This window comes from Rhizobium etli 8C-3 (genome assembly GCF_001908375.1).
In the GTDB taxonomy this organism is placed as follows: Bacteria; Pseudomonadota; Alphaproteobacteria; order Rhizobiales; family Rhizobiaceae; genus Rhizobium; species Rhizobium etli_B.
The window spans coordinates 1,844,029-1,870,099 of sequence record NZ_CP017244.1; the positions used below are offsets into that span (position 1 = coordinate 1,844,029).

A 26,071-nucleotide genomic window follows, 5' to 3' on the forward strand; every position below is an offset into this window, starting at 1 on the left:
CAGCCTCTGCAAGGCGGAACGAGAAACGGAAACATATCTTCTTATGCCGATGTTTAACGTTGGAAATTCGGAATACACGCCAATCCTGCAAGCGATTGTCGCTGAGAATTGGCTTGACCGGATTTCCGATTTTGGTATGACCAGATGCCGGAGACAAACAGTGTCGAACCAGGCGCAGGGGCCAAAGAGCCCGGAGGGAGGAGACATGAAGATCGGCATGTGCATGTTCCTGTGGACGACGAGTGTCGGGCGCAAGCATGAGGCACTGTTGCGCGACATCAAGGACACCGGATTTGATGGCGTCGAGATTCCGATATTTTCGGGGACGCCCGACGACTACCGTCGGCTGGGGGGCCTGCTCGACCGGATAGGCCTGGAACGGACTGCCGTTTCCGCCATGGGCGATCCCTCGATGAACCTGATCGCGCCCGATGCCAAGATCCGCAAACGCGGCATCGACTACATGAAATGGGCAATCGACTGCAGCGATGCGCTCGGCGCAACGATTCTGGGCGGGCCGCTGCATTCGACACTTGGCCAATTTTCCGGAAGCGGGCCGAGCGCGGCAGAACTCAAGCGCTCGATCTATTCGCAACGCGCGATTGGCGACCATGCAGCAAAGCGCGGCGTCACGATCGGGCTCGAGGCGCTGAACCGCTTCGAATGTTATCTGTTCAATACGATGGACGCCATCGCCGCCCATGTCGATGCGGTCGGGCATCCGAACATCCGCGCCATGTACGACACGTTCCACAGCAATATCGAGGAGGCCGATCCGATCGGCGCCTTCACGCGAAACAGTGACCGCATCGTGCATGTCCACATTTCGGAGAACGACCGCGGCGTACCAGGGCGCGGCAACATTCCCTGGGCCGAGACGTTCAGGGCGCTGCGCGCAAGCGGCTACGACGGCTGGCTGACGATCGAGTCCTTCGGCCGCGCACTCAAGGACCTTGCCGCCGCGACAAAGGTCTGGCGCGACTTTTGCGAGACGCCGGAAGCGGTCTATCGCGAAGGTTACCGCCATATTCGCGATGGATGGCACGCGGCAGCATGAATGAAGTGCGGCCCAGCGGTGAGCAGCTTGCCAAGCTCGCCGATCTGGTTGATGCAGGCGCGGTCCGCCCGGTCATCGACACCGTCTATCCCTTCGAACAGACGCCGCACCTAAAGTGATCGCGCCAAAGGGCAAGGTCGTGATCAAGGTAAAATAGCTTTGCGAAGTCGATGCGCAAACTACGCGCAACCTGACCCTGTCGCTCGCAGACGCGTGTGACAGAACGCCTCTTCCTTTCGAGACTATTGAAGCGGTAATGCCTCACTGCCTAATCGGCAGACACACCCAAAAGTGCGGCAGGTGCGTGCATAACGCCAAATCGGAATGCGCTTGGTTGACATCTGACGCGGACCCACTGTATCAATGATGACGACCATCATCATTGATCATTTGCCGACACGAGAAAGATATTCCATGAGTAAACTTCCTAAGGTTCTAATTACTGGCGCATCGACGGGCATCGGCGCGACTTATGCTCATCGTTTCGCGCATCGCGGTCATGACCTCGTCTTGGTCGCTCGCAACAAGTTGCGGCTGGACGCCGTTGCGGCAACACTTCGCAATGACACCGGCGTCGCGGTCGAGGTTTTGCAAGCGGACCTGACCGATCTCGACGATCTTGCTTCGGTCGAAGCGCTACTGCGCGATCATCACTCGATCGGCGTCCTGATCAACAATGCCGGCGGCAATCTTCCGGGAAGCTTCGTTGATCAGAAAACTCACGACGTCGCTCAGCTTGTCGCCTTGAATGCAACAGCTGTCGCAAGACTTGCGAGTGCCATCGCGCCGCGGCTTGCAAAGGCCGGTGAAGGCTCGATCGTCAACATCTCTTCGGTCGTTGGCATCGCGCCGGAGTTTGGCATGACTGTGTATGGCGCAACCAAGGCGTTTGTGACGTTTCTTTCGCAGGGGCTGAGCTTGGAGCTCGCTCCAAAGGGCGTTTACGTCCAGGCGGTTCTTCCCGCAGCCACCCGCACTGAAATCTGGGAGCATTCCGGCATCGACGTCAATTCGCTCACTAGCGTGATGGAAGTCGAAGAACTCGTCGACGCCGCCTTGGTCGGCTTTGATCGGCGCGAACCCGTTACCATTCCGCCGCTTCCCGATGTTACGCAGTGGGACGGTTATCAGGCAGCTCGCCTGGCCATTCTTCCCAACACCCGGCAAGAACATGCCGCCAAGCGCTATCGCCAGTAAAAGGCTTCGACCCGCAACGATCGCCCGTATCGGACGATGGTGGTTTGACGATCGCTGCCCGACCTCTCTAATGACTCAATCCAGAAGGTCCATCATGACTGTTCCAACCTTGCTCGAACCCTATGATCTTGGCGCGCTGAAGCTGAGCAACCGGATCGTAATGGCCCCACTCACGCGCAACAGGGCCGGCCCGGGTCTTGCCCCTGGCGAACTTGCTGCGGAGTATTACGCGCAGCGTGCCTCGGCAGGGCTGATCATTTCCGAAGCGACCCAGATTTCCAAACAGGGCCAGGGTTACCAGGACACACCAGGCATCTACACCGAGGCGCAAATCGAAGGCTGGCGGAAGGTGACCGATGCCGTCCACGCCAGGGGAGGACATATCTTCCTGCAGCTGTGGCACGTGGGACGCATATCGCATACCGACCTGCAGCCGGCGGCCAAGCGCCGGTGGCCCCTTCGGCAATCCGTGCCGAGACGAAAACCTTCGTGAACAACAGCTTTGTCGACGTGTCGGAGCCGCGCGCGCTTCGGCTGGATGAGATAAGGGATATCGTCGATGATTTTCGTCGTGCCGCAGTGAACGCGATCTCTGCCGGCTTCGACGGTGTCGAAGTCCATGGAGCAAACGGTTATCTTCTGGACCAGTTTGCGAAGGACGGCGCAAATCTGCGCACCGATGAATACGGAGGAACCATCGAAAACCGTGCGAGACTGATGCTGGAGGTCACGGCAAACGTCGTCAACGAGATCGGCGCACAGCGCACCGGGATCCGGATTTCGCCAGTCTCGCCGGCGAACGGCGTTTCCAGCAGTGATCCGCAGGGACAATTCTACTACATCGTCGATAAGCTGAATGAACTCAATCTCGCCTATCTGCACGTCGTTGAAGGGGCGACCGGCGGAGCGCGCGACGTGGCGCCATTCGACTTCATGGAACTTCGGCGGCGGTTCACCAACAGCTACATTGCCAACAATGGTTATGATCTGGAACTCGCAACAAGCCATCTTGATGAAGGCAAAGCGGATCTGATCGCCTTCGGGAGGCCCTTCATCGCCAATCCTGATCTCGTCGACCGCCTCAGGAAGGGTGTCCCTTTGGCAAATTTCAATCCCGCCACACTGTATGGCGGGGGAGCCGCCGGCTACACCGACTACCCAACCGTTGCAGACAAACTTCGGGCCTGACTGTCATGGCGGCCACGCCCATGCGCGTGGCCCTTCACGATGCAAGGGTCGTTGCCCGCGTCCCCAAATGTCGTTCGGACAAGTATTGCAGCGGCTAAACCAGGCGGTCCACTTATTGCGTTGATCGCTCCGGACCAACTTGATCAATCGCCAAGCGGCAAGCGTCTCGGGCGACTTCAAGTATTTCGTCGGCCAATGGTGCCCCATCGGGGCATGCTCGGGACATCACCAGCGCTCCGAGGGCTTGGGCAAGTGCGCTGATAGCCTTGGCCCGGGCGCCAGGGCCATCATTCTGCTTGAAGGCAATATCCTTTTCGAGAAGCCTGATGAACTTCTCGATACCTTCAGCAAATGGCGCCCTTGTTTCATCTGTTTGGCGTGCAGCGTCTCCGCTCAGCGCGGCGATCAGACAGCCGGCGCCGCGATTGTCCCTGTGTTCCCTTGATAGATATACATTAAGGATCGTGGACGCGTTAAAGCCAACATACCGGCTTACGATGGTGTCGAACCCATGGGCTGTGGCCTCGACGATCAGGTTCTCTTTCGAGGGGAAATGATTGTAAAAGCCGCCATGGGTGAGCCCTGCTCTTTCCATCAGCTGCGCCACACCTATTCCGTCGAATCCGCCTTGTCGAAACAATTCAGAAGCAGCGGCGATAATGGCCTCTCGGTTTTGCTGCTTCTTCTCTTCCGTTATTCGCATGCGAGCGCTCCTGGCAGCGGTGCAATCAAATGATGTTGACCATCATCAAATATAGTCGTTTTAGTGAGTCAAACCAACCGGGGCAAGCACATTGCAGAGATGTTTTTGCGAACCGATGCAATCAAGATCGAAGTGCGTTGAGATCGCGCCGCCAGCGCTAAAATGAACGCCGCCGCGCTTTCCAGGAACCAAGTGTCCCTTTCGTGGAACGTGATAAACCTAGCTCAATGAATCAACACGTTTGGCACTAGAGTTGCCATTGGCGCTGAGCCGTTTCCACTTCAATTGAGGATCCGCCACCGGGTTTCTGATGCGCCGCCATCGCATCTTCGCGCAGAGAACCTGCCTCCGAGACACTCAGATCTAAGTGGCCAGACATCGACCGAACGTCGGCATTCTCAAAAATAATCTGCCAGGCAACACCTCATTCTATAGTAACCGGAAGACCTCTTCTTACTTTAACTACCGAAAATCAGAACGGATGCGTTTTCCTTCTAAAATGAAGCCAAACTCTCGCGATGTGATTACTATCACTCCACTTTGTAGCTCTAAGTGGCTACGTGCATTGCAGATGTGTTCGTACTATAAAGAAAGTGTAGGCGAAATAAAATCGCGCATGGGCGAGAGGTCTGGCCATATCTTCATGGATTGCTTTTGCATTTTCCAACTTCCTCTTGCACCTGAGGAATTGACCTTCGACGTTGTTATTGTGGCAACCCCTAGGTACGGCCATTCACCAATTACCTTCTAACTGAGAATGAACCAGCGGTCCCAATCGGCAAAGACGATCGTCGTCTATCGAGAGCCGCAAGTTCAATGCGCAAGGGTAGACCCGGGCGGGCGCTGCTTGGCATCTGGCGCCTGGATTCCTCCCCTTGTCGCGATTTAAACCGAGGGAGAATCTCCATGGCACTCGACATCACGACCCAAGACATCATCATCGACGAGACTACCGGTCTTACCGACGACGATATTGACCCGTCCGGTTCGCCGCACGCTAGCAACACCACACTGCAATATCTGTTGGGTCTTGACGATTCCGGCGGGCTAACCTCACCGGAAGTCGCCTTCCAGACCAACTTCGTGGTGGCCTCGGCGAGTGCAGGGGAAACCATCACCTCGGTCGTTCTCTCCCAGAACCTCAATGGTACCCCGTTTTCCCCTACCGTCGGCGTGAACAGCGGCATTCAGACGGTCGATGGCAACTGGGTCTGGCTGTTCCAGGACCCAACTCATCCAAACATCGTGATCGGCGTCATCGGTACTGCTGATCCGAACCTCGAGCCCGATGAGGCCGGGCCGCTCGCCTTCTCGTTTGCGCTGATCAACACCAGCAACACCAATGCGGACCTCTACACGGTCCAATACGTCCCGTTGCTCCATCCCGACGCCACCAGCGCGGACGACCGCATCGATCTGACCAGCAAGGTCTTCGCCTCGGTCACGGGCACCAGCGTGAACAATTTCTCAGGCCAGAACGCCGCGCCCGGCAATAACGATTTCTACCTGATCAATTCGTCCAATGACGCTTCCAAGCAGCTTCTGGTGATAGGTTTGAACGGTGGCACCGCCAACGTCAGTACACAGGGCTTCGGGGTCGACAACCAGAGCATCAATCCGACCGAAACGCTGCAGGTCGATTTTGTGACCGGCGGCAACCTCGCCGCAGGTTCTGCCTCGCAAATCCAGTACGGCAGCCATCTCGAGACCATCACGCAAGCCGGGTTCACGATCAACCAGATCACGCCTTCCAATCCGGAAGCACGAGTGGACATCAGTATCAGCGCCTTTAACAATACGGGCAACGATCAAGGCTCGGAGTTCTTTGACGGCACCACCACAAGCCCCGTTGACATCGTTAGCCTCAAGTTGACTGGTCAATCAGGGTTTGCTGCCACCATCACCACCGATGGCACCTATATCACGGCAGGCGGAAGCGTCACCGTCACCGGACTGAGCGGGAGCGGCAACGTCGTCACCATCACCGGGCTCGATAACGTCACAACCGTCGATATCACCACCAGCAGCCCAATGGATCGGCTGCAGGTTGCGGGGGTCGACACGAATGAGGGCCTCGACATCACCGAGTTCCATTTCTCGGCGACGAACACCAACGCCTACAGCGAGGAAGTCGGCTCATTCATCAACTTCGACGATGACGGCCCGACGATCGCGGCAGACGGTGTCCTGCCGGAACTCTCGGTGGACGAGACCGACTTCACGACCGACGCCAGCGCGGATTTCTCGGCGTCCTTCACCTCGAATGCCGGTGCAGACGGTGATGATATCACCTATGAGCTGGGCGTGATCGCGGGTGCGTCGGGTCTGGTTGATACGTTGAGCGGCCAGGCGGTCAACCTGTCGGTCAACGCCGGCATAGTCGAGGGCCGCACTGCAATCGGCAATGATCTGGTGTTCACGGTCAGCGTGGATGCTGACGGTAATGTGACACTCGATCAAGCGCGTGCGGTCGTGCATACGCCCGACAGCGGCCCGGACCAGTCGACTACGCTGGCCGCTGCCAACCTCGTTACTCTGACGGCGACCATCATCGACGGTGACGGGGATGAAGCTTCGGCCACGCACGACATCGGCCAGAGTCTCAACTTCGAGGACGACGCGCCGACGATCACGGCAGACGGTGTCCTGCCGGAACTCACGGTGGACGAGACCGACTTCACGACCGACGCCAGCGCGAGTTTCTCGGCGTCCTTCACCTCGAATGCCGGTGCAGACGGTGATGATATCACCTATGAGCTGGGCGTGATCGCGGGTGCGTCGGGTCTGGTTGATACGTTGAGCGGTCAGGCGGTCAACCTGTCGGTCAACGCCGGCATAGTCGAGGGCCGCACTGCAATCGGCAATGATCTGGTGTTCACGGTCAGCGTGGATGCTGACGGTAATGTGACACTCGATCAAGCGCGTGCGGTCGTGCATACGCCCGACAGCGGCCCGGACCAGTCGACTACGCTGGCTGCTGCCAACCTCGTTACTCTGACGGCGACCATCACCGACGGTGACGGGGATGAAGCCTCGGCCACGCACGACATCGGCCAGAGCCTCAACTTCGAGGATGACGCGCCGACGATCGTGGTGCCGTTTGACGGTGACCCCGGTACCGCAGGTATCCAGCACGAGACTCTGGCTAACGTGCTCAACGCGTCGGCCACCGGAGCCTTCGGGTACAACATCGGCGCGGATGCACGCACGGCCGCGTTCTACGCGGGCGGCGGTTCTGACTTTGTCGACCAGAATGTTGCACTTGCCGGCGTACAGATTGGACTGAGCGGCACCATTACCGGCGGCGGTGGCGGTAATCTCCTCACCTCGGACGTGACGCTCGCGTCGGAGAGTCTCACCTCCGCGACGTTCAACTTCACCTTCACCTACGACAAGGACCCCGCGGATGGCGTCCAGACGGGCACGGCGGTCGGCACGCTCGTCTTCGACAAGGTTGCCGACACTTATACCATCAACCTGACCGACCCGCTCGAAGGCTTCAGCGTCGACGTGCTCCACACCAGTGAGCTCTTGTCCAAGGAGCCCATGAGCAACACGGGTCACCCGCAGATCGTGGTGGAACGGCTGCAGGCGGATGATCCGGACACGCCCGATGACGAAGACTTCTACGTGCAGTTCACGGGCAACGCGATCAACAGAGCCAACCCGTTCCGCCTGACGAACAATGGCGAGGGGACATCCACTGACGCCACGTTCACCGTGGGTCTTCACGAGATGGTGAGTAACAACAATGAAACATGGGTGTCTGCGACGCAGAACACCAACGGTGTCGCCGGTGACACGATCCAGAAAGATGAACTGCTCACGTTGCGGTTCTTCAACAGCAACGTCGGAATTCAGAACGAGGCTCTCACCCCGACGGCGACCGCCGGCACCATGGCCATCAAGTTCGACGGCATCGGCAACAGCGAGGACCTGATGCTGATCCTTAACCTGATCGACAAGGACGGTGCCGACAACACCCTCGGCACCGGAGACGACAACTCCACGATCACGCGGGCTGTCTACGTGTCAAACGCCGACATCTTCAAGACGGGTCAGGTCCCGGCCGCCTATAGCGGCGAGTTTACGCTCGACAACAACGACGGCCTCGTGATCATCGAGCAGAACGACTACAACGCAGCCGGCGAAGACTACGTGTTGCAGGGTGCGCAGATCATGCAGTCGGGCAACGGGATCACCGGCAACAACACTGCGATCGACCTGAACAGGACGACCGGCGCTGGCGGCGGCAGCAATGCGACCACCGGTCTGGTGAACTTCGACGCCGCCGACAACGACGTGCTGAAGATCACGGACATCGGCTTCACCTCGACCGTGACCGAGACTCCGGAAGCCGAGCTCGACTTCGCCTTCCAGGTGGAGGACGCGGACGCGGATCAGACAGCGATGCAGCACATACTCGTTGACGTCGCCTGACACTTGACCAACGGGGGGCAGCTGGCGCAGCCCCCCGTTCTGCCATTGCACGAGGTACCATCTTGGGACCAGAGATTAAATGATGAAAGCCAACGAACGGGCCCCTGCTCTTCAGGTCGTGATGAAGGAGGCCAGACGCGCCATCCGGCCACTTATCTGGTTCAGCGGCGGCATCAACGTGCTGATGCTGACCGGTGCGCTTTATATGCTCCAGGTCTATCACCGCGTGTTGTCCAGCCACAGCGTGGAAACATTGGTGATGCTTTCTGTGATGGCGGCAGGGGCGCTTGCGACAATGGCGGGTCTGGAGGTGGTGCGCGGGCGTCTTCTGGCAACCGTCGGATCCTGGATGAACGCGCGGCTGGCACCCGTTCTCCTGACCGCATCGGTAGAATATGCCGCTTCAGCGCCTGGCCAGGTCAACGCCCGTCCGCTGCGCGACCTTGATCAAGTACGGAATTTCTTCACCAGTCCCAGCATCTTCCCGATCCTTGACGCGCCTTGGGCGCCGCTGTTTTTCGCGGCTATTTTTTTCATGCACCCTTGGCTGGGTTGGTTGGCGCTGGGCGGCGGGATCGTCCTGTTTGCGTTGGCGTTGCTGAACGAATGGCTCACACGCAAGCCTTTGACCGAGACTGCAAGCGCACAATCGCGGGCATACGGCCAGGCCGAGGCGGCGATCCGCAACGCCGAGGTCATCCAGGCGATGGGGATGTTGAAGCCACTGCTGGAGGGTTGGAAGGCGCATCAGGACGAGGCCAACAGAGGCCAAGTGCTTGCTGCCAACCGTGGCGGCGTCATCGCGGCGATCGCACGTTGTCACCGGCTGGCCCTGCAAATGGGCATTCTGGGCCTTGGGGCTTATCTCGTACTTCGCAACGAGGCTTCACCAGGAGTCATGATCTCCGCCTCAATCCTGATGGGTCGCGCTTTGTCCCCGGTCGAGCAGGCGATCGGCACATGGAAGGCCACGGTGGGAGCGCGTGCAGCCTACCGGCGTCTCACCGCAGTTGCCGGCAATCACCCGGAGGCCACGCCGGTTCTGCCACTACCGCGACCGAAAGGCAAGTTCGAGGCCGACAACATTGTGCTTGCCCGGCAGGGAGGCGAGCACATCCTGAAAGGGATCAGCTTTCGACTCGAGCCGGGTGAAGCAATGGCGTTGATCGGCCAGAGCGCGGCTGGCAAGACGAGTCTGGTGAGAATATTGGCCGGTGCCTGGCGTCCATCCGCAGGACGTGCCTTGCTGGACGGCATGGACGTTGCCCAATGGGCGGCGGAGGACCGGGGTCATTATGTCGGTTACTTGCCGCAGGATATCGAGCTCTTCGCCGGCACCGTTGCCGAAAACATCTGCCGCTTCGCCAAGCTCAGCCCAGTGATCTTCGACAAGGTTGTCAAGGCTGCGCAGCTGGCGGGAGTTCATGACCTCATCAAAGGACTGCCGAAGGGCTACCTCACCGAGATCGGCGAATCCGGCGCGGTGCTGTCAGGAGGACAGCGCCAGCGCATTGGGCTCGCGCGAGCACTCTACGGCGACCCGGCACTCATTATCCTCGACGAGCCCAATTCTAACCTCGACCGCGAAGGTGAGGACGCATTGATCGCAGCTCTTAACGCAGTCAAGGCGGCTGGCACGACCGTTATCCTGGTCGCGCACCGACCGAACATCATGGAGACAGTTGACAAGATACTCGTCCTCAACCGGGGCCAGCAAGACCTCTTCGGTCCACGCGACTATGTCTTCAACGAACTCGCCTCGCGCATCCGCAAGGTAACTCAGATGCCAACGATAGTGGCGAACTAAGCAAGGAAACGGAAACAGCCATGAAGGATATGAAGGTCGTTCCGTTTCCCGTTTCGCCACCTGCCGCCCCAGTTCCCCTGCGTCTCACAGGTGTGACGCTCACAGGCTTCGCGATCATGTTCCTGTTTTTCGGCATGGCGGGGGGTTGGACGATGATTGCCCCGTTGGAAAGCGCCGCAGTGGCACCGGGCGTCATCAAGGTTGCCGGCGACCGCAAGCTCATCCAGCACCTCGAGGGCGGCATCATAGCAGAGTTGAACGCCGCCAACGGTGATATCGTCAGGGCCGGTGAAATCCTCGTCCGGCTCGACAACACACAGGCAACGGCGAAGCTTGACCTGATCCACAATCGGATAGCAACGCGTGAGGCGCTGGCCGCTCGTCTGAGGGCTGAGCGGGATGGCAAGTTCGAGATCGAATTTGATCCGGGGCTGCTCGCAAACGCCGCGAAAGCCGCAAGGGACGCGGTGGCCTCACAGCGTGACGTGTTCGCAGCAAAGCACCACAATTTAAAGGACGAGCAGGAAATCCTCAGCCAGCGCCGTCGCCAGACCGAGGAAGAGATAACGGGACTGAAGGAGCTTATCATCACCGAAGACAAGCAGATCGAGGCGATCGAAAGTGAAACCAAAGACCTTGAAAGTCTCCTCAAGCGCGGGCTGGTCACCCGCGAGCGGAACCTGATGCTCAGGCGGCAACAGCGCGAGATCGAGGGGGAGCGCGCGACCAACGTCGCGGCGATCGCTCGTGCCAGAAGCGCCATGGCCGAGATTGACATGCAAATCCTGAACCTCAACACAGTGCGGTTGAACGAGGCGGTCGGGGAGTTGAGCAAGGTCGAGGCGGAGTTGTTTGACCTCACACAGGAAGAGCGTGCCGCCAAGGACGTGCTTGCCCGTACCAACGTCGTTGCACCAGTCGACAGCATCGTCATGGACCTGAAGGTCCACACGACCGGCGGTGTCGTGAAACCCGGAGATACACTGATGACAGTCGTGCCCCTCGGACAGCAACTCGTGGTCGAGGCAATGGTCAGGCCAGAGGACGTCGAGACGATCGCCCCTGGACAGCGCGCACGCGTCAGTTTTCCGGCCTTTGCCCGCTACAATCTTCCTCCACTCGACGGCGTCGTCGAGATCGTGTCGGCTGACCGGATGGTGGAGGAGCGCACCGGGGCACCCTATTTCGCCGCGACCGTATTGATCGATAAGAGCGAACTGGCCAAGCTGGAGGGCCGTAAGCTGCTGCCCGGCATGTCGGCCGAGGCGATGATTCGGACGGGTGCTCGCACCGTGCTTTCTTATCTGGCTGAACCTATCACACAGAATCTCCGCCGAGCGATGCGCGAAAAATAGTTGCAGGCCACCCGATGACAATTCTTTGCTATAACAGCGAAACTCACCGAGTTGAGATCCCTCGCATCCGGCGCCGCAGCGAGTGGGACCCCACTGCTTAGGAGGCATTCCCGGACTCAAACGATCAGTTCGCTGTAATGCTTTCCAGGGGATGACGTTTTAGAAATGCAGCCACCTGTTCGATGACCTCATTCGGCGCGGAATCGGGGAAAAAATGCCCGCCTGAGATGGCCCTGGCTTCCATGATCGAGCAGCGATCCACCCACGCGGCAGGCAGATCGTAGAGTTTCGCCATTGCGCCAGATGCGCCGTAGAGGATGAGTGCGGGAGCAGAAATGCGTCGCCCCTGATCCGCCAGATCGTCGGCGAGATCGACGCCTAGTGCCGCGCGATAATCGTTGCAGCCGCCAGCAATCGCCTCGGCGTCATGCCATGAGGCCCGATAGGCGGCGAGCTGTTCCACATCGAAATCCGCCGGACCCGCTGCACCCCATCCATAGAGGCAGGTCTCGTAGAACAGATCGGGGTTGGCTGCAATCATCAGTTCCGGGAAGGGCGATGGTTGAGCGAGAAAGAACCAGTGCCAGTAGCTTTGAGCGACCTCCTTGCGGAGGTCGTTGAGCAGCACGGTCGTCGGCACGATGTCCATCAGCGTGACACTGGCGACAGCACCTGGATGATCCAGCGCCAGCCGGTGTGCCACCCGTGCGCCACGGTCGTGACCCACGAGATGGAATCGCTCGTACCCGAGCACCCTCATCAAACCAACTTGATCCGCCGCCATCGTCCGGAAACTGTAGTTTTCCAAATCAGGTCGGGCCGGCGGTTTGCTCGAGGCGCCGTAGCCACGCAGGTCGGCGCAGATCACCCGGTAACCGCGCGCGACCAATCCCGGCGCGATTCTTGCCCAAAGCGCCTTTGTCTGCGGAAATCCGTGCAGCATCAGCACCGGCGGCCCATCCCCCGCCGACGTACAAGCAATCTCTACCTCGCCGACGCCAATGCGTCCTTCCTTTGAACCCTCAAACATTGCCGACTCCCGAATTCGAAATGACTATAACGTTTCGAGGGCGAGAGCGATGCCCTGGCCTCCCCGATGCATAGCGTGGCCACTTCTCGGCGCAGACTATCCTCATTCATCGTGTGTAGGAGCCCCCTGACAAGGATGGTCCCGGTTGCCGATCGGGTAGCCATGGCGATGGCACCGCTCTCGACAGTGACGATATCTTCCGGCAAGCCGAGCTATCCCATCCATCAGAGCGGGCGGGCCACATCGCTATCGCCCGCAACAATCTCCAGCGCAGCGGTCACGACCGCCTGCGCCCCTTCCCGCAAACCAATTGACGATCGCGGGCACCTCGACGGGAAGTCTGCCGCCAATTGCAGGAGGCCCGCGCTGCCAACCTCTCCTGCTTCCACGTGGGCTGCGCCGCAGTCACAACCGAAGCGGCTTCAACGTTTCAGAGCCTTCATGAAGCTGCTGAAATGCGCAAACAGTTCTTTGAAGGGCATTTCGGAGCGGTGTCTGATGAGAACCTCTGCGAAGAGCTTCAGTCCGATGGTGAATTCTGCAATCTCATCTTCAGGCAGCAACTGCTTTTCGCGCATCAACGACAGGATTTTGAACAGGTCATCGTGGTTGGTGGTTTGAAAAACGAGAGCTTCGTCGGCAGCCGAAGGGACGTCGCCCTCCAGCCGCTCGACCGTGACCCGGTAAGTGTGAGCCGATGGCACCTTCGTCATAGTTCGACGGCGTAGTATGTGAACCCGCCTTCGTCCTTCCCGACGCCGGAGATCGCATCGTTGATCTTCTCCAACGGCCACACCATCGGCGACATGACGGACATGTCGATGATACCAGCCTCGACCATGGCAGCGACTTCCATGCCTTCGGCGGCAGTGAACCAGACGGAACCAATCAGTTCCATCTGCTCGTCCATCCACCACTTGACGTCGACAGGCAGAGCTCCCGACGTCCCGCCGATGTTGACGATGCGACCGCCCCTTTTGACACCGCCCATGGCATCCAGCATGGACTCGAGTGGGGCCTTTGCGCCGAGCGTATCGAGCATGAGGTCGGCGCCGCTTCCATTGGTCTGCTCTTTCACGAAGCTTGCCGACGATCCATTGACGTTCGAGAAGGTGACAATGCGGTCGGGAGCAATCGCCTTCAGCCGCTCAAGCAGCTTCTCGCCCCTTGCGACGGCATAGATTTTTGCGATGCCCATTGCCAGAGCAAACAAGGTCGCGCCCAGTCCAAGCGTGCCGGTCGCACCGTTGATGATCAGGGTCTTGCCCATCAATGGGCCGCATTTCTTAAGGGCGGCATAAGAGGTGCCGAGATAGCCCAGGCGGGAGCCTTGGACGAAACTCATGTTATCTGGGATCTTGATGGCCTGCGCCTGCGGGGCGAGCATGAATTCACCAAAGCCGCCGTAAGGATAGCGGGTGAACATTTCGATGCTCTTTTGATTGTAGCCGAAGTAACCGCCGAGGGTCCAATGTTCGCACGCTTGGGGATTGCCCGACGAACAATGATGGCACGCGCCGCAGAATCGCCCGGGGTTCACATACACCCTGTCGCCTGCCTTAAGGTTGACAACCTGAGGGCCGACCTCGTGGACGATCCCGCTCGGATCGAGGCCATGAATCGCGGGACGCGGGGGAAGTGGCATCTGCGGATACCAGGTTTCCCAGTTGGCCAGGACATTTGCCAAATTCGGAACCATTCCACAGGCCTTCACGCGAACGACGACGTCGCTTCCCGTCGCCTTGGGCCGCTCGACCTCTTCAATCCTCATTGCCTGACCTACGGCATGCAGGCGCGCAGCACGCATCATTTCCATCGGCATTATCCTCCCAAACCCAAAGATCTCGTCATATTGACATCCTGACTGGATTGTGAATACCGTTTAGTATCTGAAAATGCAAGCGGGGAAATTGCGATCTATCCTCGCGAACGCGGCTGAGGCCGGCGTCAGGGAGGAGAAATGGACTTCGTGTTGATTGACTGGCTTCGCATTCTGTGCGGCGTCTGGTTCATTCCCCACCTTATCGGCAAGGGACTGCACTATAAGAAGGCCGGAGGAACATTCGAGGCGGCAGGCCTCAAGCCCGGGACGCTGTTCGTGGGGCTCGCCCTCGTTGCGGAGACTTGCGCAACTGTCGGACTGGTGTTCTCAATATACCCCCGAGTTGCAGCCGTTTTCGGTGCTCTTGTGCTGGTTGGTGCAGCCTACGCGGTTGTGAAGATCAACGGCTTGAACTGGCGTTGGCAGAAGATGGGTCCGGAATATCCGATTTTTTGGGCACTCCTTTGCTTGCTAACGGCTCTTGTATGATCATGGCGTTTTGAGGTACGCCTCGGTGTCTGGATACGCACGAACGGGAATTTTGAAATGGCACGGCTGACACGTGAGCAAAGTCAGGCTCGCACGAAGGAAAAGCTATTGGCGTCCGCTTATGAAGTCATGGCACGCCACGGCTATGCCGGGGCTTCGATTGAACGCATTGCCGAAGAGGCGGGCTACTCGAAGGGGGCGTTCTACTCGAATTTCGCCAATAAGGAAGATATCTTTCTGCAGCTCCTTGCCGGCAACGCCGGTGGCGACGTCGTTCAGCTGACTGAGCTTCTGGGAAAATGCAATGACCCCATGGGACTGATTGATACCTTGGCAGCATGGGCAAACGACCGCGGAGACGATCGCCGGTGGGGCATGCTGGCAATAGAGCTTCTTCGAATGGCCCAGCATGACCACACGCTCGGAGACCGGCACGTGAAGTTATTCCGAGATCAATGGGAAGGCGTGGGCAACATCCTCATCGACAAGCTGAATCTTGTTCTGCAGCCGCCGGCGAGCCCCTTCTACATTGGCGGTATCGTTCTCGAACTCACCTACGGCGGTATTTCAAGCTTCCTCAAGGACGGCGCGCCTGGAGACATGGTCCGGGTCGTGCTGCGGGAAATGTACCGATCTTCACGAGCGGTAACGTCCGCCAGGGCGGCTAGCGCCTAACCAACGACATCCAGATTACGACATGAGAAGCGCGCGCCGACGCTTGCGGTCGGCGCGAACGCTCTAGGCTCGACTGACAAGCGGTCTGGGCCAGTTCGAATTTTCTTCTGCGCTGAAGTTGATGGGTCTTTCAGCACAAAACCAGCTTGACATCACAAATTTGGAAGTCTAGCGTTCATCCAGAAACCATTTGGTATGTGAAAACCAACTGGTATTTAAAGTCGCAAGCCTCGACCGTTGTCGAGGCGCTGCGGAGTTATGGGGAGATCATGGAGATAGCTACTTTGACAACGACCTGTCGAGGCGCACGAGCCAGGGATTAAGACGCGCCTGGTCGCACAGTTCGCATATATCGACGGCACGCCGTCCTAGATTCGAAAATCGGAAATCATTGCATGCTTGGATTTGGCAACTCCCCACAGGAGGCGCTGGTCTCGTCTCTGCTCGTCATGGCGCTCGTCGGCTTTTTAGCGTCGAGCCTGATGCGCTGGCGCGGCCCAGCCCGGCTTACCGATCTGCTGATGCCGGCAGCATTGCTTGCAGCGTATTGGCTCGCCTATAACAAGGTGCCGACCTTTCCGCCTGTCGGTGCGGTCAACAAGGTGTTTTACGTGATCGCCTTTGGAACGGCGATCGGCTTCGCCGCCGAGATTGCCGCTCCACGCGCCTTGCGCCTTCTAGCACTTCTCCAGCCGGCCGCAGCCGCATTCTATGTCGGTTCGCCGCGATTGGGGATAGCGTCCTGGGAAGTGGTGCTCGCAGCAGCCGCCGGAATGGCTGTCATGGGGATGGTGCTGCGCGGAGCAACGGGCGCAGAAGACGACGTAAAGCGCGGCGGCGTCGTTGCCGTACTTGCTCTCGGCTTCGCCCCGATAGCCCTTCTCGGCGCCTCGTCTTCCTCGTTTCAGCTCTGCCTGCTCTTTGCGGGCGGGTGCTTTGGGATCATGGTCATTCACGCCGTAAAGCCTGCCTACCGTTTTGGCGGCGCCTCGGCGATCGGCGCGTTGGGGGGCCTGATCGCCATTGCCGATACTGTTCTGCTGATCACGCGCAAGGCCGACCCCATCGCACTCGCGGTTCTCGCTCTGTGCGTCGTGCTGCCGGCACTCTCAGAGCGGACCTGCCGGACGTTGGGCGTGTCTTTGCCGTTTCCGCGCCTTTTCGTCCACGTCATCTTGGCTGTAGTGCCGGCTGCAGCGGCCTTTGCCGTCGCATTTCTCGATTATGGGTCGAGCTTTCCAGTTTAACATCAGGAGGAGAATGGAAATGAAATACCGACTTGCAGCATTGCTACTTTCGATGACGGCGCTCGCCGGCGCGGTGTCGCCCGCCTGGGCCGCGAAATTCGACATCGATCCCGTCCATTCGGGCATCGCTTTCTACATCGATCATCTGGGCTTTACGAAGGTGATCGGTGTCGCGCAAGAGTTCTCTGGCAGCTTCGATTTCGACGCTTCCAAGCCGGACGCCAGCAGCCTCGATGTCAAGGTCACCGTCGCCTCGATCTCGACGAACAACAAGCAGCGTGACGGTGACATCCAGGGTGCGGACTGGTTCAACGCCACTGAATTTCCCGAAATCACGTTTGTCGGCAAGGAGTTCAAGAAGACAACCGAGAATACCGGACAGATCGTCGGAGACCTGACGATAGCGGGCGTCACCAAATCCACGACCTTGGACGTCACGTTCAACAAGGAAGGTCAAAACCCCTGGGATAAGAGCCACGTTGTCGGTTTCAGCGCGACCACCAAAGTCAAGCGCAGCGATTTCGGCATGAAGGCCGCACTCGGCATGATCGGCGACGAGGTCGATCTCGTGATCGAGGTGGAAGGTCGCGAACACCAGGGATAATGCAAGACCGTCAGGTCGTCTCCCTAGGACGCCGTCGTTTGATCACGACGGCGCCTTTTCTGTTGATGGACCGTCAGGCTGCACTCGCCCGGCCAAATCTGGTGAACACTCCGCTTGGCGCATCCGGCGTTGCGCCAAGGCGGAAGCGGGAAAGGACGGGCCGAAATTCGGCGGCTGCTGTACGGCAAGGCGTGCCCGCCGGTGAAGGCCACGCAACGGCAGAGATTCGCAATTCGTGTATTTCGGATACTTTTTGGTATGCAGATGCATTTCGGTATGTTAACGAGAAAATGCGGCTGAAGGATCTGAGGGGGTTGGCCCGCAGATCCGAGGGAGGATCAAGGGGTTTTTCAATTGGCATCTCGAACGCGGTGGATCCGGGCATCTTGCCCTGCGCGCGGCTATCCATCGCTTCGATCCTATCGCCTCTGACATGCGACTTCACTGATCACCGCCTTGCCGAAGCTCGGTTTTATTCGAAAGGAAATTCTAAATGGACGTTCGCGCCGCCGTTGCCGTTCAGGCTGGAAAACCGCTGGAAGTCATGACCGTACAGCTTGAAGGCCCGCGGGCCGGCGAGGTTCTGGTCGAGGTCAAGGCGACCGGCATCTGCCACACCGACGATTTCACGCTGTCTGGCGCCGATCCGGAGGGCCTGTTTCCGGCAATCCTCGGCCATGAGGGTGCCGGCATCGTCGTCGATGTCGGACCGGGCGTCACTTCGGTCAAGAAGGGCGACCACGTCATTCCGCTCTATACGCCGGAATGCCGTGAATGCCCGTCCTGCCTGTCGCGCAAGACCAACCTCTGCACGGCGATCCGCGCCACCCAGGGCCAGGGCCTGATGCCGGACGGCACGAGCCGCTTTTCGATCGGCAAGGACAAGATCCATCACTACATGGGCTGCTCGACCTTTGCCAATTACACGGTGCTGCCGGAGATTGCCGTTGCCAAGGTCAATGCCGACGCCCCCTTCGACAAGATCTGCTATATCGGCTGTGGGGTCACCACCGGCATCGGTGCCGTCATCAACACCGCCAAGGTGGAGATCGGTGCCACGGCCATCGTCTTCGGCCTCGGCGGCATCGGTTTGAACGTTCTCCAGGGCCTCAGGCTTGCCGGCGCCGACATGATCATCGGTGTCGACATCAACAATGACCGCAAGGCCTGGGGCGAAAAGTTCGGCATGACGCATTTCGTCAATCCGAAGGAGGTCGAGGGCGACATCGTGGCCTATCTCGTCAACCTGACGAAGCGCGGCGCCGACCAGATCGGCGGTGCCGACTATACCTTCGACTGCACCGGCAACACGAAGGTGATGCGCCAGGCGCTGGAAGCCAGCCATCGCGGCTGGGGCAAGTCGATCGTCATCGGGGTGGCCGGTGCTGGCCAGGAGATCTCGACGCGTCCGTTCCAGCTGGTGACCGGCCGCAGCTGGATGGGCACGGCCTTCGGCGGCGCGCGCGGGCGAACCGACGTGCCGAAGATCGTCGACTGGTACATGGAAGGCAAGATCGAGATCGATCCGATGATCACCCATACGATGCCGCTCGAGGACATCAACAAGGGCTTCGGACTCATGCATGCCGGTCAAAGCATCCGCGGCGTGGTGATCTATTGAGGCCAATCGTCGGATTGCGCGGGCCGGGGTTTCATAGGTTCGGCTGCGCCGGAACTGAACCCAGGCTCGCTTCAGATCGGTGACTTCAACATTCAAGGGAGGGATACGTGCTGATAGGGTCGCCTCGAGAGAGGCTGGAAGGAGAAGCGCGCGTTGCAATGACGCCTGACAGCGCTATACAGCTTCAGAAACTCGGATATCAATGCGCCATCGAAACAGGCGCCGGCAAGCTTGCGGGCTTTTCCGACGATGCATACCGCGCCGCCGGCGTGACAGTTGTCGATACCGCCGAAACGCTCTTTGCAAGCGCCGACGTGATCGCGAAGGTGCGCCCGCCCAGCAGCGACGAGCTGTCGGCGCTCTCGCAGGGCAAGACGCTCATATCCTTCTTCTATCCGGCACAGAACAAGGACCTCCTGGACCAGGCGGGAGCGACCGGCGCCAACTTGATCGCCATGGACATGGTGCCGCGCATCTCGCGCGCCCAAAAGATGGACGCGCTGTCCTCCATGGCCAATATCGCCGGCTACCGCGCCGTGATCGAAGCGGGGAACAATTTCGGCCGCTTCTTCACCGGCCAGGTGACGGCCGCCGGCAAGATCCCGCCCGCCAAGGTGCTTGTCATCGGCGCGGGCGTCGCCGGTCTTGCCGCCGTCGGCACCAGTATTTCGCTCGGTGCCATCACCTATGCTTTCGACGTGCGCCCGGAAGTCGCCGAACAGATCGAATCCATGGGCGCGCAATTCGTCTTCCTCGACTTCGAGGAACAGCAGCAGGACGGGGCTGCGACCGGCGGCTATGCCGCGCCCTCCTCGCCTAAGTTCCGCGAGGCGCAACTGAAGAAGTTCCGCGAAATCGCGCCTGACATCGACATCGTCATCACGACGGCGCTGATCCCCGGCCGCGACGCGCCCAAGCTGTGGCTTGCCGACATGGTGGCCGCGATGAAGCCGGGCTCCGTCATCGTCGACCTTGCCGCCGAGCGCGGCGGCAATTGCGACCTGACCGTTGCGGGCGAGAGAATCGTCTCCGACAACGGCGTCGCCGTCATCGGCTATACCGACTTCCCAAGCCGAATGGCCGCACAGTCGTCGACGCTTTACGCGACCAACATCCGCCACATGATGACGGACCTCACCCTTAAGAAGGACGGCGTCATCGTCCACAATATGGAAGACGACGTGATCCGCGGTGCGACGGTCGCTTTGAAGGGCGAAATCACCTATCCGCCGCCGCCGCCAAAGATTCGGGCGATTGCGGCGCAGAAGCCCAAGGAAAAGACCAGGGTGTTGACGCCCGAGGAAAGGCGCGCCGCAGAGGCGGCCGCCTTCAAGGCCGCGACGCAAAACCAGGTCGGCCTTCTCATTTTCGGCGGATTGCTCATGCTCCTCATCGGCGCCTTTGCGCCCCCCGTCTTCATGGGCCACTTCATCGTCTTCGCACTTGCCTGCTTCGTCGGCTTTCAGGTGATCTGGGGCGTTTCGCATTCGCTGCATACGCCGCTCATGGCCGTCACCAACGCCATCTCCGGCATCATCGTCATCGGTGCGCTCCTGCAGATCACCGCTGCGGGTTGGCTGGTGACGGCGCTTGCGGCCATTTCCGTAACGATTGCGACGATCAACATCGTCGGCGGATTCATGGTGACGCGCCGCATGCTGAACATGTTCCAGAAGTCCTGATCAGGCCGCGGGGAATTGACAATGTCTATCGGTATCCAAACTGCCGCCTATATTGCGGCTTCGGTTCTCTTCATCCTCGCGCTTGGCGGGCTTTCGGGCCAGGAAAGCGCCAAGCGCGCCGTGTGGTACGGCATCGTCGGCATGGCGATCGCGATCATTGCGACGATCTTCGGGCCGGGCGTCGGCCTTTCGGTAATGCTCGTCGTCGTGCTGGGGGTCGGTGCGGTCGTCGGGGCGGTGATGGCGCGGCGCGTGGAAATGACTGGCATGCCGCAGCTCGTGGCCGCCCTTCACTCCTTTGTTGGCCTGGCTGCCGTCTTTATCGGCCTCAACTCCGACATAACGGCGCATGAATTCACGACGCATGCAGAGCAGATCATCCACGAGGTGGAGATCTTCTTCGGGGTCTTCATTGGTGCCGTCACCTTTACCGGTTCGATCATCGCCTATGGGAAGCTCTCGGGCCACATCGGCGGTAAGGCACTCATCCTACCCGGTCGCCATGCCTTCAACCTCACGATGGTCGCCGCCTCTTTCGTCCTCATGTTGCTCTACATGAACAGCGCGGGCTCATGGACGCTCTATCTCATGACGCTGATCGCCTTCGTCATCGGCGCGCATCTCGTCATGGCGATCGGCGGGGCCGACATGCCGGTGGTCGTTTCCATGCTCAACTCCTATTCGGGCTGGGCAGCGGCGGCAACTGGATTCCTGCTCGGAAACGACCTTCTGATCGTCACCGGCGCGCTTGTTGGTTCCTCCGGCGCAATCCTCTCCTACATCATGTGCAAGGCGATGAACCGGCAGTTCCTGTCGGTGATCCTCGGCGGTTTCGGCAATGCCTCGGGCCCAGCGATGGCCATCGAGGGCGAACAGGTTGCAATCGACGCCGAAGGCGCCGCCGCCGCGCTTAACGATGCGGATTCAGTCATCATCGTGCCCGGCTACGGCATGGCAGTTGCACAGGCACAGAGTGCGGTCTGCGAGCTCACCCGCAAGCTACGCGCCACCGGCAAGGATGTGCGTTTCGCAATCCACCCGGTTGCAGGCCGCTTGCCCGGTCACATGAACGTACTCCTGGCTGAGGCAAAGGTGCCCTACGACATCGTCCTGGAAATGGACGAAATCAACGACGACTTTTCCAATACCGACGTCGTCATCGTCATCGGTTCCAACGACATCGTCAATCCAGCCGCACAGGAAGATCCGAATTCGCCGATCGCCGGCATGCCGGTCCTGGAGGTTTGGAAAGCAAAGCAGGTCTTTGTTTCCAAGCGCGGCCAGGGGACCGGCTATTCGGGGATCGAAAACCCCTTGTTCTACAAAGAAAACACCCGGATGTATTACGGCGACGCCAAGGAGTCGATCAACAAGCTGCTGCCGATAATCAACTGAGCCCCATTTCGTCCCTTTCTGGTGGGAGGGAGGGCTCGCCTGCACGGCGACTTCCCTCCCCACAGAAGCATAACGCGGCCGGCCGCAACCGACAGCGATCCCAACACCTCGCACAGCAGATCCTTGAGGATGCCTCACTATTCATCCTTGCCGCTGCGGCGACGGCCCAGCAGGTCGCAGAAAATTCGAAGACTACCCTTTGAGCAACGTCCTGATCAAACCTTCGTCTGGTTGCGAGCCTAAACTGAAATGGATAGCTTGCTGCCACCATCGTCGACGGCCAAACCCGGGACCAGATCATGAATTCCTGCCTTGAAAACCTTCGGCCCTACATGCGGGACCGTGATCGGCTCAAGCCATCTTTTTTGTTGTTCCCTGCCAATCGATATGCTGGCCTCATCTCCGAGCTATCCTAACATCATGAAACTTGCTCACATAAACTTGGTCGCCCGAGATGCGGAAGCGCTTGCGGCGTTCTATGTAGATGTCTTGAGATGCGAGCACCTCCGGGAACCCAGGGCCTTATCGGGAGAAAGAGTGTCGCGAGGCAACGGGATTGCCAACTCACAGATCTACTCGATTTGGCTCAAGTTCCCCGAACTCGACCGCCCGTTCTTGGAAATACACGAGCACAAAGTCACGTATGATAGGGATCAGCCAAGAGTGAATGAACCGGGCTTCGCTCACCTATCGTTCCAGCTGAAAGATATCAGCGGTATACTCTCACAAATCATTCAGGCGGGTGGCGCGCAGATTGGCGAAATCACGGACCTTGGGACGGAGGAAAAGCCACTTCTGATCGCCTATGCGCGCGATCCAGAGGGAAATATACTCGAGCTGGAGCAGACCTAGGTTGCAGGTCGTTGCCCGGGCGCGTTCAGCCGCCCGGGATGTTCGCGAGATTGACCTGTCACGTCCCCTGTTCGAAAGTGGACCTCGTTCTAGTCCTCGGGGGCAATTCCGATCACGATGCCACTGAGTGTCTCGTCGAACGGTATCTGACAGGAAAGCCGGGAGCGCTCCTGACGGTAGTCTGATCCCTCGAGCAGCTCGGTCTCATCGATCGAGGGCACCGGTAGACTTGCGCTCGTGGGAAGCTGCTCGACATACACGTGGCAGGTGGCGCAGGACAGACAGCCGCCGCACATCGCCAAAAGTTCGTCAAACCCGGCGTTGCGGATATTCTCCATGAGCGAGGCGCCTATCCGTCCGTCGAAGCTATGGAGCCCTCCGTCTCGGGTCCGTACTGATATGGTAGCCATTTTTCCTCCACTTTCTGCGCTCTTGACGCTCACGACGTGACGAAGTCGATTTCATTGAGTTGTCTCGATGTGTCCGCCAAAGCGGCGGGATCGATCCTGGCCGCGCTGTCGACAAGCTTTCGCCCTTGCACGTAATCGCGTGGCGAATTGATGCAATCGAGGGCAAGAACCGCCCCGTTCTTCAGATAGATGACACTGAACCTCCGCGAGGCAGGATCTCCTCTCGTGACGACACTGTCGAAGCCGTAATTGAGGCCGACCGTCTGCATTTTCAGGTCGTACTGATTGGACCAGAACCACGGCGTTGCATCATATGCCTTGAACTCCCCGCAGATCGCCTTTGCAGCAGTGGTCGCCTGATCGGTCGCGTTCTGCACCGATTCGATGCGGATGCCAGGACCGTTTTCCAGGCGGGCGCAGTCGCCGATGCAATAGATATCGGGCACTGACGTACGACAAAACTCGTCGACATCGACACCGTTTGCGCCCTTAGCTCCGGCGGCAATCAGTGGACCAACCGACGGGATGATGCCAATTCCGACGACGACTATGTCGGCTGCAATCGCCTCGCCGGCTTCAAGAACCACACGCGAAACCCGCCCGTTCACGCCCTCCAAGGAGGCGACATTGCTGTTGAGACGGAGATCGACGCCGCGCGCCCGATGCTCGTTTTCGTAAAACCGTGAAATTGGTTCCCCCGCCACACGCGCCAGCACACGGTCAAGGGCCTCGACCAGGGTCACCTCCTTGCCGATCTTTCGGAACACTGCCGCCGCTTCCAGGCCGACGTAACCGCCGCCGATGATCACGATTCTCCGGGCGTTGGGAAGCACATCGATCAGTGCGTCACAATCCGCCTTGCTGCGGATGTAGAAAATTCCTGCCAGGTCGCTGCCCGAACAGGAAAGCTTCCGCGGATCGCCCCCGGCGGCCCAAACCATCTGGCCGTAGGAGAAATACTCGCCACCATCGGTGACCACGATGCGAGCCGTGGGATCGACGGCGCTCACATGCCGCCCAAGCAACAATTCCACCTCACGCGTCCCCCAGAAATCCTGGGGCCGTAGATGCATCCTTTCGAATGTCTTCGTGCCAGCCAGATAATCCTTCGAAAGCGAGGGGCGGTCATAGGGAAGGTCCGGTTCAGCGCCGATCAGCGCGATGCTTCCCGAAAACCCCGATTGCCTGAGTGCAGCGGCTGTCTGCGAACCGCCGTGTCCGCCGCCGACGATCACACAGTCGAAAGATCGGGTGAGGTTGTCCGGCCTCATCTCACGACCTTCCTTTCGGCGCCGATGAGGACGAAGCACATCGTGGCGGGCCTGTCGCCCTTGTTGCGCCAGGCGTGGCGGGTGCCGCACTGGACCACGATGTCGCCCTGCTTCAGCAAGGTTTCAGCGCCATCGTCGAGTTCGAGCCAGATCTCGCCGTCGAGGACCATATCGTAGTCGACCGTGTCGGTGGTGTGCATACCTGGCGCGTCGGGCTCGAATGCCTGGATGAGGCCAGGGATGTGGACTGCCTGCTCCTCAAAGGCGCAGGCGGGATCGACGGTCGCAAATACCGAATCCGGCGGGAAGACGACAATCATGAGTTTCGTCGCACCGGGTTCAGGCTTGATCAATATCTGCGGGGGTGCCTGCTCCGCACAATCCTGCGGAAGGAAGGGTTTTGCGGCGGTGGCGTAAAGAACCGAAGTCAAATGTCCGGGCACGGAATCGTAGGCGTGGGCGTTGGGGGGCGGGCCATCGCTGACGAAGACCGACTTGCCGTCCCTGATGCCCGTGACGACGCGGCGGGGAATGCGCACTTCGGCAGCCCTATTCATAGGTCAGGCCCTTTGCTTCGAGCTGCGGACGCATGTTGTTGATGTCGAGGCTGAGCTTGCCGGACTCGTAGAGGCCGCGCTTGTCATCTTCCATCCTTTGCCGCTTGAGGGCCTTCTCAAGCACCTGAGCTGCCTCGCCGCGCTTGACGATACAGACCCCGTCATCATCGGCGACGATCACGTCGCCCGGCTCGATATAGGCTCCGGCACACACCATTGGAACCTGGACGTTCGCCAATGTCTCCTTGACGGTGCCCTGGGCCGATATGGCCTTTGCCCAGACTGGAAAGTTCATCGCGCGAAGATCAGCCACATCACGGACGCCAGCGTCGATCACCAGACCGAGGATGCCTTGCGCCTTGCAGGAGGTGGCGAGCAGGTCGCCGAAATAGCCGTCGGTGCATGGCGAGGTCGGTGCGACGACCAGGATGTCCCCAGGCAGAGCCATTTCGAGCGCCACATGGATCATCCAGTTGTCGCCGGGCGGAACCTCGCAGGTCAGCGCCGTGCCACCGATGCGAGCGCCGTCGATTACAGGACGCAGGTGCGGCGCCAGCAGCCCTTTGCGCCCCTGAGCTTCGTGAACAGTGGCGACGCCGAGCTTACCCAGTGCTTCGCATATTTCGCGGTCCGTCCGCGCGGTCTTCGTCATTACTTTCATTGAAAAAC

General features: G+C 59.4%; 22 protein-coding genes and 2 pseudogenes. 15 read left to right on the forward strand and 9 right to left on the reverse strand.

All coding sequences use genetic code 11. The features are described from left to right. The first annotated feature begins 205 nt into the window (after positions 1-205). From AM571_RS33655 to AM571_RS33670, 4 genes and pseudogenes are all read left to right on the forward strand, one after another. Positions 206-1,057: a sugar phosphate isomerase/epimerase family protein gene (locus AM571_RS33655; RefSeq protein ID WP_074065736.1), complete on the forward strand. Its 852-nt coding sequence runs from the start codon at positions 206-208 to the stop codon at positions 1,055-1,057. Then, positions 1,054-1,176: a zinc-binding dehydrogenase gene (locus AM571_RS33660; protein ID WP_237358620.1), complete on the forward strand. Its 123-nt coding sequence runs from the start codon at positions 1,054-1,056 to the stop codon at positions 1,174-1,176. The genes AM571_RS33655 and AM571_RS33660 overlap by 4 nt, the downstream gene beginning before the upstream one ends. Positions 1,177-1,471: 295 nt before the next feature. Then, positions 1,472-2,254, forward strand: a complete 783-nt coding sequence (locus AM571_RS33665; RefSeq protein WP_074065737.1) for an SDR family NAD(P)-dependent oxidoreductase — start codon at positions 1,472-1,474, stop codon at positions 2,252-2,254. Between the two features lie 94 nt (positions 2,255-2,348). Next, positions 2,349-3,442: pseudogene (locus tag AM571_RS33670) on the forward strand (alkene reductase). 112 nt (positions 3,443-3,554) lie between these two features. Here the strand turns inward: AM571_RS33670 and AM571_RS33675 are convergent. Continuing rightward, entirely contained in the window at positions 3,555-4,145 is a 591-nt protein-coding gene (locus AM571_RS33675; protein WP_074065243.1) for a TetR/AcrR family transcriptional regulator, read from the reverse strand. Positions 4,146-5,051: 906 nt separating this feature from the next. Between AM571_RS33675 and AM571_RS33680 the strand changes: the two genes are divergently transcribed. From AM571_RS33680 to AM571_RS33690, 3 genes are all read left to right on the forward strand, one after another. Beyond that, positions 5,052-8,585, forward strand: coding sequence for a DUF5801 repeats-in-toxin domain-containing protein (locus tag AM571_RS33680; RefSeq protein WP_074065244.1), 3,534 nt, complete (start codon positions 5,052-5,054; stop codon positions 8,583-8,585). Between the two features lie 82 nt (positions 8,586-8,667). After that, on the forward strand, positions 8,668-10,392 hold the full coding sequence (locus tag AM571_RS33685) for a type I secretion system permease/ATPase (protein ID WP_074065738.1): 1,725 nt from the start codon (positions 8,668-8,670) through the stop codon (positions 10,390-10,392). 20 nt (positions 10,393-10,412) lie between these two features. Then, entirely contained in the window at positions 10,413-11,747 is a 1,335-nt protein-coding gene (locus tag AM571_RS33690; RefSeq protein ID WP_081377270.1) for an HlyD family type I secretion periplasmic adaptor subunit, read from the forward strand. Positions 11,748-11,871: 124 nt separating this feature from the next. Here AM571_RS33690 and AM571_RS33695 read toward each other — a convergent pair whose 3' ends face one another. From AM571_RS33695 to AM571_RS33705, 4 genes and pseudogenes are all read right to left on the reverse strand, one after another. After that, positions 11,872-12,777: an alpha/beta fold hydrolase gene (locus AM571_RS33695; RefSeq protein ID WP_074065245.1), complete on the reverse strand. Its 906-nt coding sequence runs from the start codon at positions 12,775-12,777 to the stop codon at positions 11,872-11,874. A gap of 24 nt (positions 12,778-12,801) precedes the next feature. Then, a pseudogene (locus AM571_RS37900) lies at positions 12,802-12,989 on the reverse strand (acetyl-CoA C-acyltransferase); the annotation flags it as partial. A gap of 210 nt (positions 12,990-13,199) precedes the next feature. Beyond that, positions 13,200-13,490, reverse strand: a complete 291-nt coding sequence (locus AM571_RS33700) for a DUF3861 domain-containing protein (protein WP_074065246.1) — start codon at positions 13,488-13,490, stop codon at positions 13,200-13,202. Further along, positions 13,487-14,593 (reverse strand): alcohol dehydrogenase catalytic domain-containing protein, encoded by a 1,107-nt coding sequence (locus AM571_RS33705; RefSeq protein WP_074065247.1) that lies wholly within the window; start codon positions 14,591-14,593, stop codon positions 13,487-13,489. The genes AM571_RS33700 and AM571_RS33705 overlap by 4 nt, the downstream gene beginning before the upstream one ends. A 144-nt stretch (positions 14,594-14,737) precedes the next feature. Here AM571_RS33705 and AM571_RS33710 point away from each other — a divergent pair, with 144 nt between their 5' ends. From AM571_RS33710 to AM571_RS33745, 8 genes are all read left to right on the forward strand, one after another. Continuing rightward, the gene (locus AM571_RS33710) at positions 14,738-15,088 is read left to right on the forward strand and encodes a DoxX family protein (RefSeq protein WP_074065248.1); all 351 of its coding nucleotides are present in this window, start codon (positions 14,738-14,740) and stop codon (positions 15,086-15,088) included. A gap of 57 nt (positions 15,089-15,145) precedes the next feature. Continuing rightward, complete coding sequence (locus AM571_RS33715) at positions 15,146-15,763, forward strand: TetR/AcrR family transcriptional regulator (RefSeq protein WP_074065249.1); 618 nt, start codon at positions 15,146-15,148, stop codon at positions 15,761-15,763. Positions 15,764-16,158: 395 nt separating this feature from the next. Beyond that, complete coding sequence (locus AM571_RS33720) at positions 16,159-17,010, forward strand: hypothetical protein (RefSeq protein WP_074065250.1); 852 nt, start codon at positions 16,159-16,161, stop codon at positions 17,008-17,010. A 19-nt stretch (positions 17,011-17,029) separates the two neighbouring features. Continuing rightward, positions 17,030-17,614 carry a YceI family protein gene (locus tag AM571_RS33725; RefSeq protein WP_074065251.1) on the forward strand — a complete coding sequence of 195 codons (585 nt, stop codon included), beginning with the start codon at positions 17,030-17,032 and terminating at the stop codon, positions 17,612-17,614. A 493-nt stretch (positions 17,615-18,107) separates the two neighbouring features. Beyond that, on the forward strand, positions 18,108-19,235 hold the full coding sequence (locus AM571_RS33730; protein WP_074065252.1) for an S-(hydroxymethyl)glutathione dehydrogenase/class III alcohol dehydrogenase: 1,128 nt from the start codon (positions 18,108-18,110) through the stop codon (positions 19,233-19,235). A 107-nt stretch (positions 19,236-19,342) separates the two neighbouring features. Further along, positions 19,343-20,917, forward strand: a complete 1,575-nt coding sequence (locus tag AM571_RS33735; RefSeq protein ID WP_074065253.1) for a Re/Si-specific NAD(P)(+) transhydrogenase subunit alpha — start codon at positions 19,343-19,345, stop codon at positions 20,915-20,917. Positions 20,918-20,938: 21 nt separating this feature from the next. After that, the gene (gene pntB, locus AM571_RS33740) at positions 20,939-22,312 is read left to right on the forward strand and encodes a Re/Si-specific NAD(P)(+) transhydrogenase subunit beta (protein WP_074065254.1); all 1,374 of its coding nucleotides are present in this window, start codon (positions 20,939-20,941) and stop codon (positions 22,310-22,312) included. A gap of 420 nt (positions 22,313-22,732) precedes the next feature. After that, complete coding sequence (locus tag AM571_RS33745; RefSeq protein WP_074065740.1) at positions 22,733-23,164, forward strand: VOC family protein; 432 nt, start codon at positions 22,733-22,735, stop codon at positions 23,162-23,164. 89 nt (positions 23,165-23,253) lie between these two features. Here the strand turns inward: AM571_RS33745 and AM571_RS33750 are convergent, their stop codons facing one another. Genes AM571_RS33750 through AM571_RS33765 form a run of 4 tightly spaced genes read right to left on the reverse strand, consistent with a single transcriptional unit; the run spans position 23,254 to position 26,063 of the window. Further along, the gene (locus tag AM571_RS33750) at positions 23,254-23,574 is read right to left on the reverse strand and encodes a 2Fe-2S iron-sulfur cluster-binding protein (RefSeq protein ID WP_074065255.1); all 321 of its coding nucleotides are present in this window, start codon (positions 23,572-23,574) and stop codon (positions 23,254-23,256) included. 29 nt (positions 23,575-23,603) lie between these two features. After that, entirely contained in the window at positions 23,604-24,845 is a 1,242-nt protein-coding gene (locus AM571_RS33755) for an NAD(P)/FAD-dependent oxidoreductase (RefSeq protein ID WP_074065256.1), read from the reverse strand. After that, positions 24,842-25,402, reverse strand: coding sequence for a cupin domain-containing protein (locus AM571_RS33760; protein ID WP_074065257.1), 561 nt, complete (start codon positions 25,400-25,402; stop codon positions 24,842-24,844). Before AM571_RS33760 ends, AM571_RS33755 begins: the two co-directional genes overlap by 4 nt. Beyond that, positions 25,395-26,063 carry a 4-carboxy-4-hydroxy-2-oxoadipate aldolase/oxaloacetate decarboxylase gene (locus AM571_RS33765; protein ID WP_074065258.1) on the reverse strand — a complete coding sequence of 223 codons (669 nt, stop codon included), beginning with the start codon at positions 26,061-26,063 and terminating at the stop codon, positions 25,395-25,397. The genes AM571_RS33760 and AM571_RS33765 overlap by 8 nt, the downstream gene beginning before the upstream one ends. Positions 26,064-26,071: the final 8 nt, after the last annotated feature.

Coding starts and splice junctions, on each gene's coding strand:
- AM571_RS33655 (WP_074065736.1), top strand. CDS start 206: ATGAAGATCGGCATGTGCATGTTCCTGTGGACGACGAGTGTCGGGCGC.
- AM571_RS33660 (WP_237358620.1), top strand. CDS start 1,054: ATGAATGAAGTGCGGCCCAGCGGTGAGCAGCTTGCCAAGCTCGCCGAT.
- AM571_RS33665 (WP_074065737.1), top strand. CDS start 1,472: ATGAGTAAACTTCCTAAGGTTCTAATTACTGGCGCATCGACGGGCATC.
- AM571_RS33675 (WP_074065243.1), bottom strand. CDS start 4,145: ATGCGAATAACGGAAGAGAAGAAGCAGCAAAACCGAGAGGCCATTATC.
- AM571_RS33680 (WP_074065244.1), top strand. CDS start 5,052: ATGGCACTCGACATCACGACCCAAGACATCATCATCGACGAGACTACC.
- AM571_RS33685 (WP_074065738.1), top strand. CDS start 8,668: ATGAAAGCCAACGAACGGGCCCCTGCTCTTCAGGTCGTGATGAAGGAG.
- AM571_RS33690 (WP_081377270.1), top strand. CDS start 10,413: ATGAAGGATATGAAGGTCGTTCCGTTTCCCGTTTCGCCACCTGCCGCC.
- AM571_RS33695 (WP_074065245.1), bottom strand. CDS start 12,777: ATGTTTGAGGGTTCAAAGGAAGGACGCATTGGCGTCGGCGAGGTAGAG.
- AM571_RS33700 (WP_074065246.1), bottom strand. CDS start 13,490: ATGACGAAGGTGCCATCGGCTCACACTTACCGGGTCACGGTCGAGCGG.
- AM571_RS33705 (WP_074065247.1), bottom strand. CDS start 14,593: ATGGAAATGATGCGTGCTGCGCGCCTGCATGCCGTAGGTCAGGCAATG.
- AM571_RS33710 (WP_074065248.1), top strand. CDS start 14,738: ATGGACTTCGTGTTGATTGACTGGCTTCGCATTCTGTGCGGCGTCTGG.
- AM571_RS33715 (WP_074065249.1), top strand. CDS start 15,146: ATGGCACGGCTGACACGTGAGCAAAGTCAGGCTCGCACGAAGGAAAAG.
- AM571_RS33720 (WP_074065250.1), top strand. CDS start 16,159: ATGCTTGGATTTGGCAACTCCCCACAGGAGGCGCTGGTCTCGTCTCTG.
- AM571_RS33725 (WP_074065251.1), top strand. CDS start 17,030: ATGAAATACCGACTTGCAGCATTGCTACTTTCGATGACGGCGCTCGCC.
- AM571_RS33730 (WP_074065252.1), top strand. CDS start 18,108: ATGGACGTTCGCGCCGCCGTTGCCGTTCAGGCTGGAAAACCGCTGGAA.
- pntB (WP_074065254.1), top strand. CDS start 20,939: ATGTCTATCGGTATCCAAACTGCCGCCTATATTGCGGCTTCGGTTCTC.
- AM571_RS33745 (WP_074065740.1), top strand. CDS start 22,733: ATGAAACTTGCTCACATAAACTTGGTCGCCCGAGATGCGGAAGCGCTT.
- AM571_RS33750 (WP_074065255.1), bottom strand. CDS start 23,574: ATGGCTACCATATCAGTACGGACCCGAGACGGAGGGCTCCATAGCTTC.
- AM571_RS33755 (WP_074065256.1), bottom strand. CDS start 24,845: ATGAGGCCGGACAACCTCACCCGATCTTTCGACTGTGTGATCGTCGGC.
- AM571_RS33760 (WP_074065257.1), bottom strand. CDS start 25,402: ATGAATAGGGCTGCCGAAGTGCGCATTCCCCGCCGCGTCGTCACGGGC.
- AM571_RS33765 (WP_074065258.1), bottom strand. CDS start 26,063: ATGAAAGTAATGACGAAGACCGCGCGGACGGACCGCGAAATATGCGAA.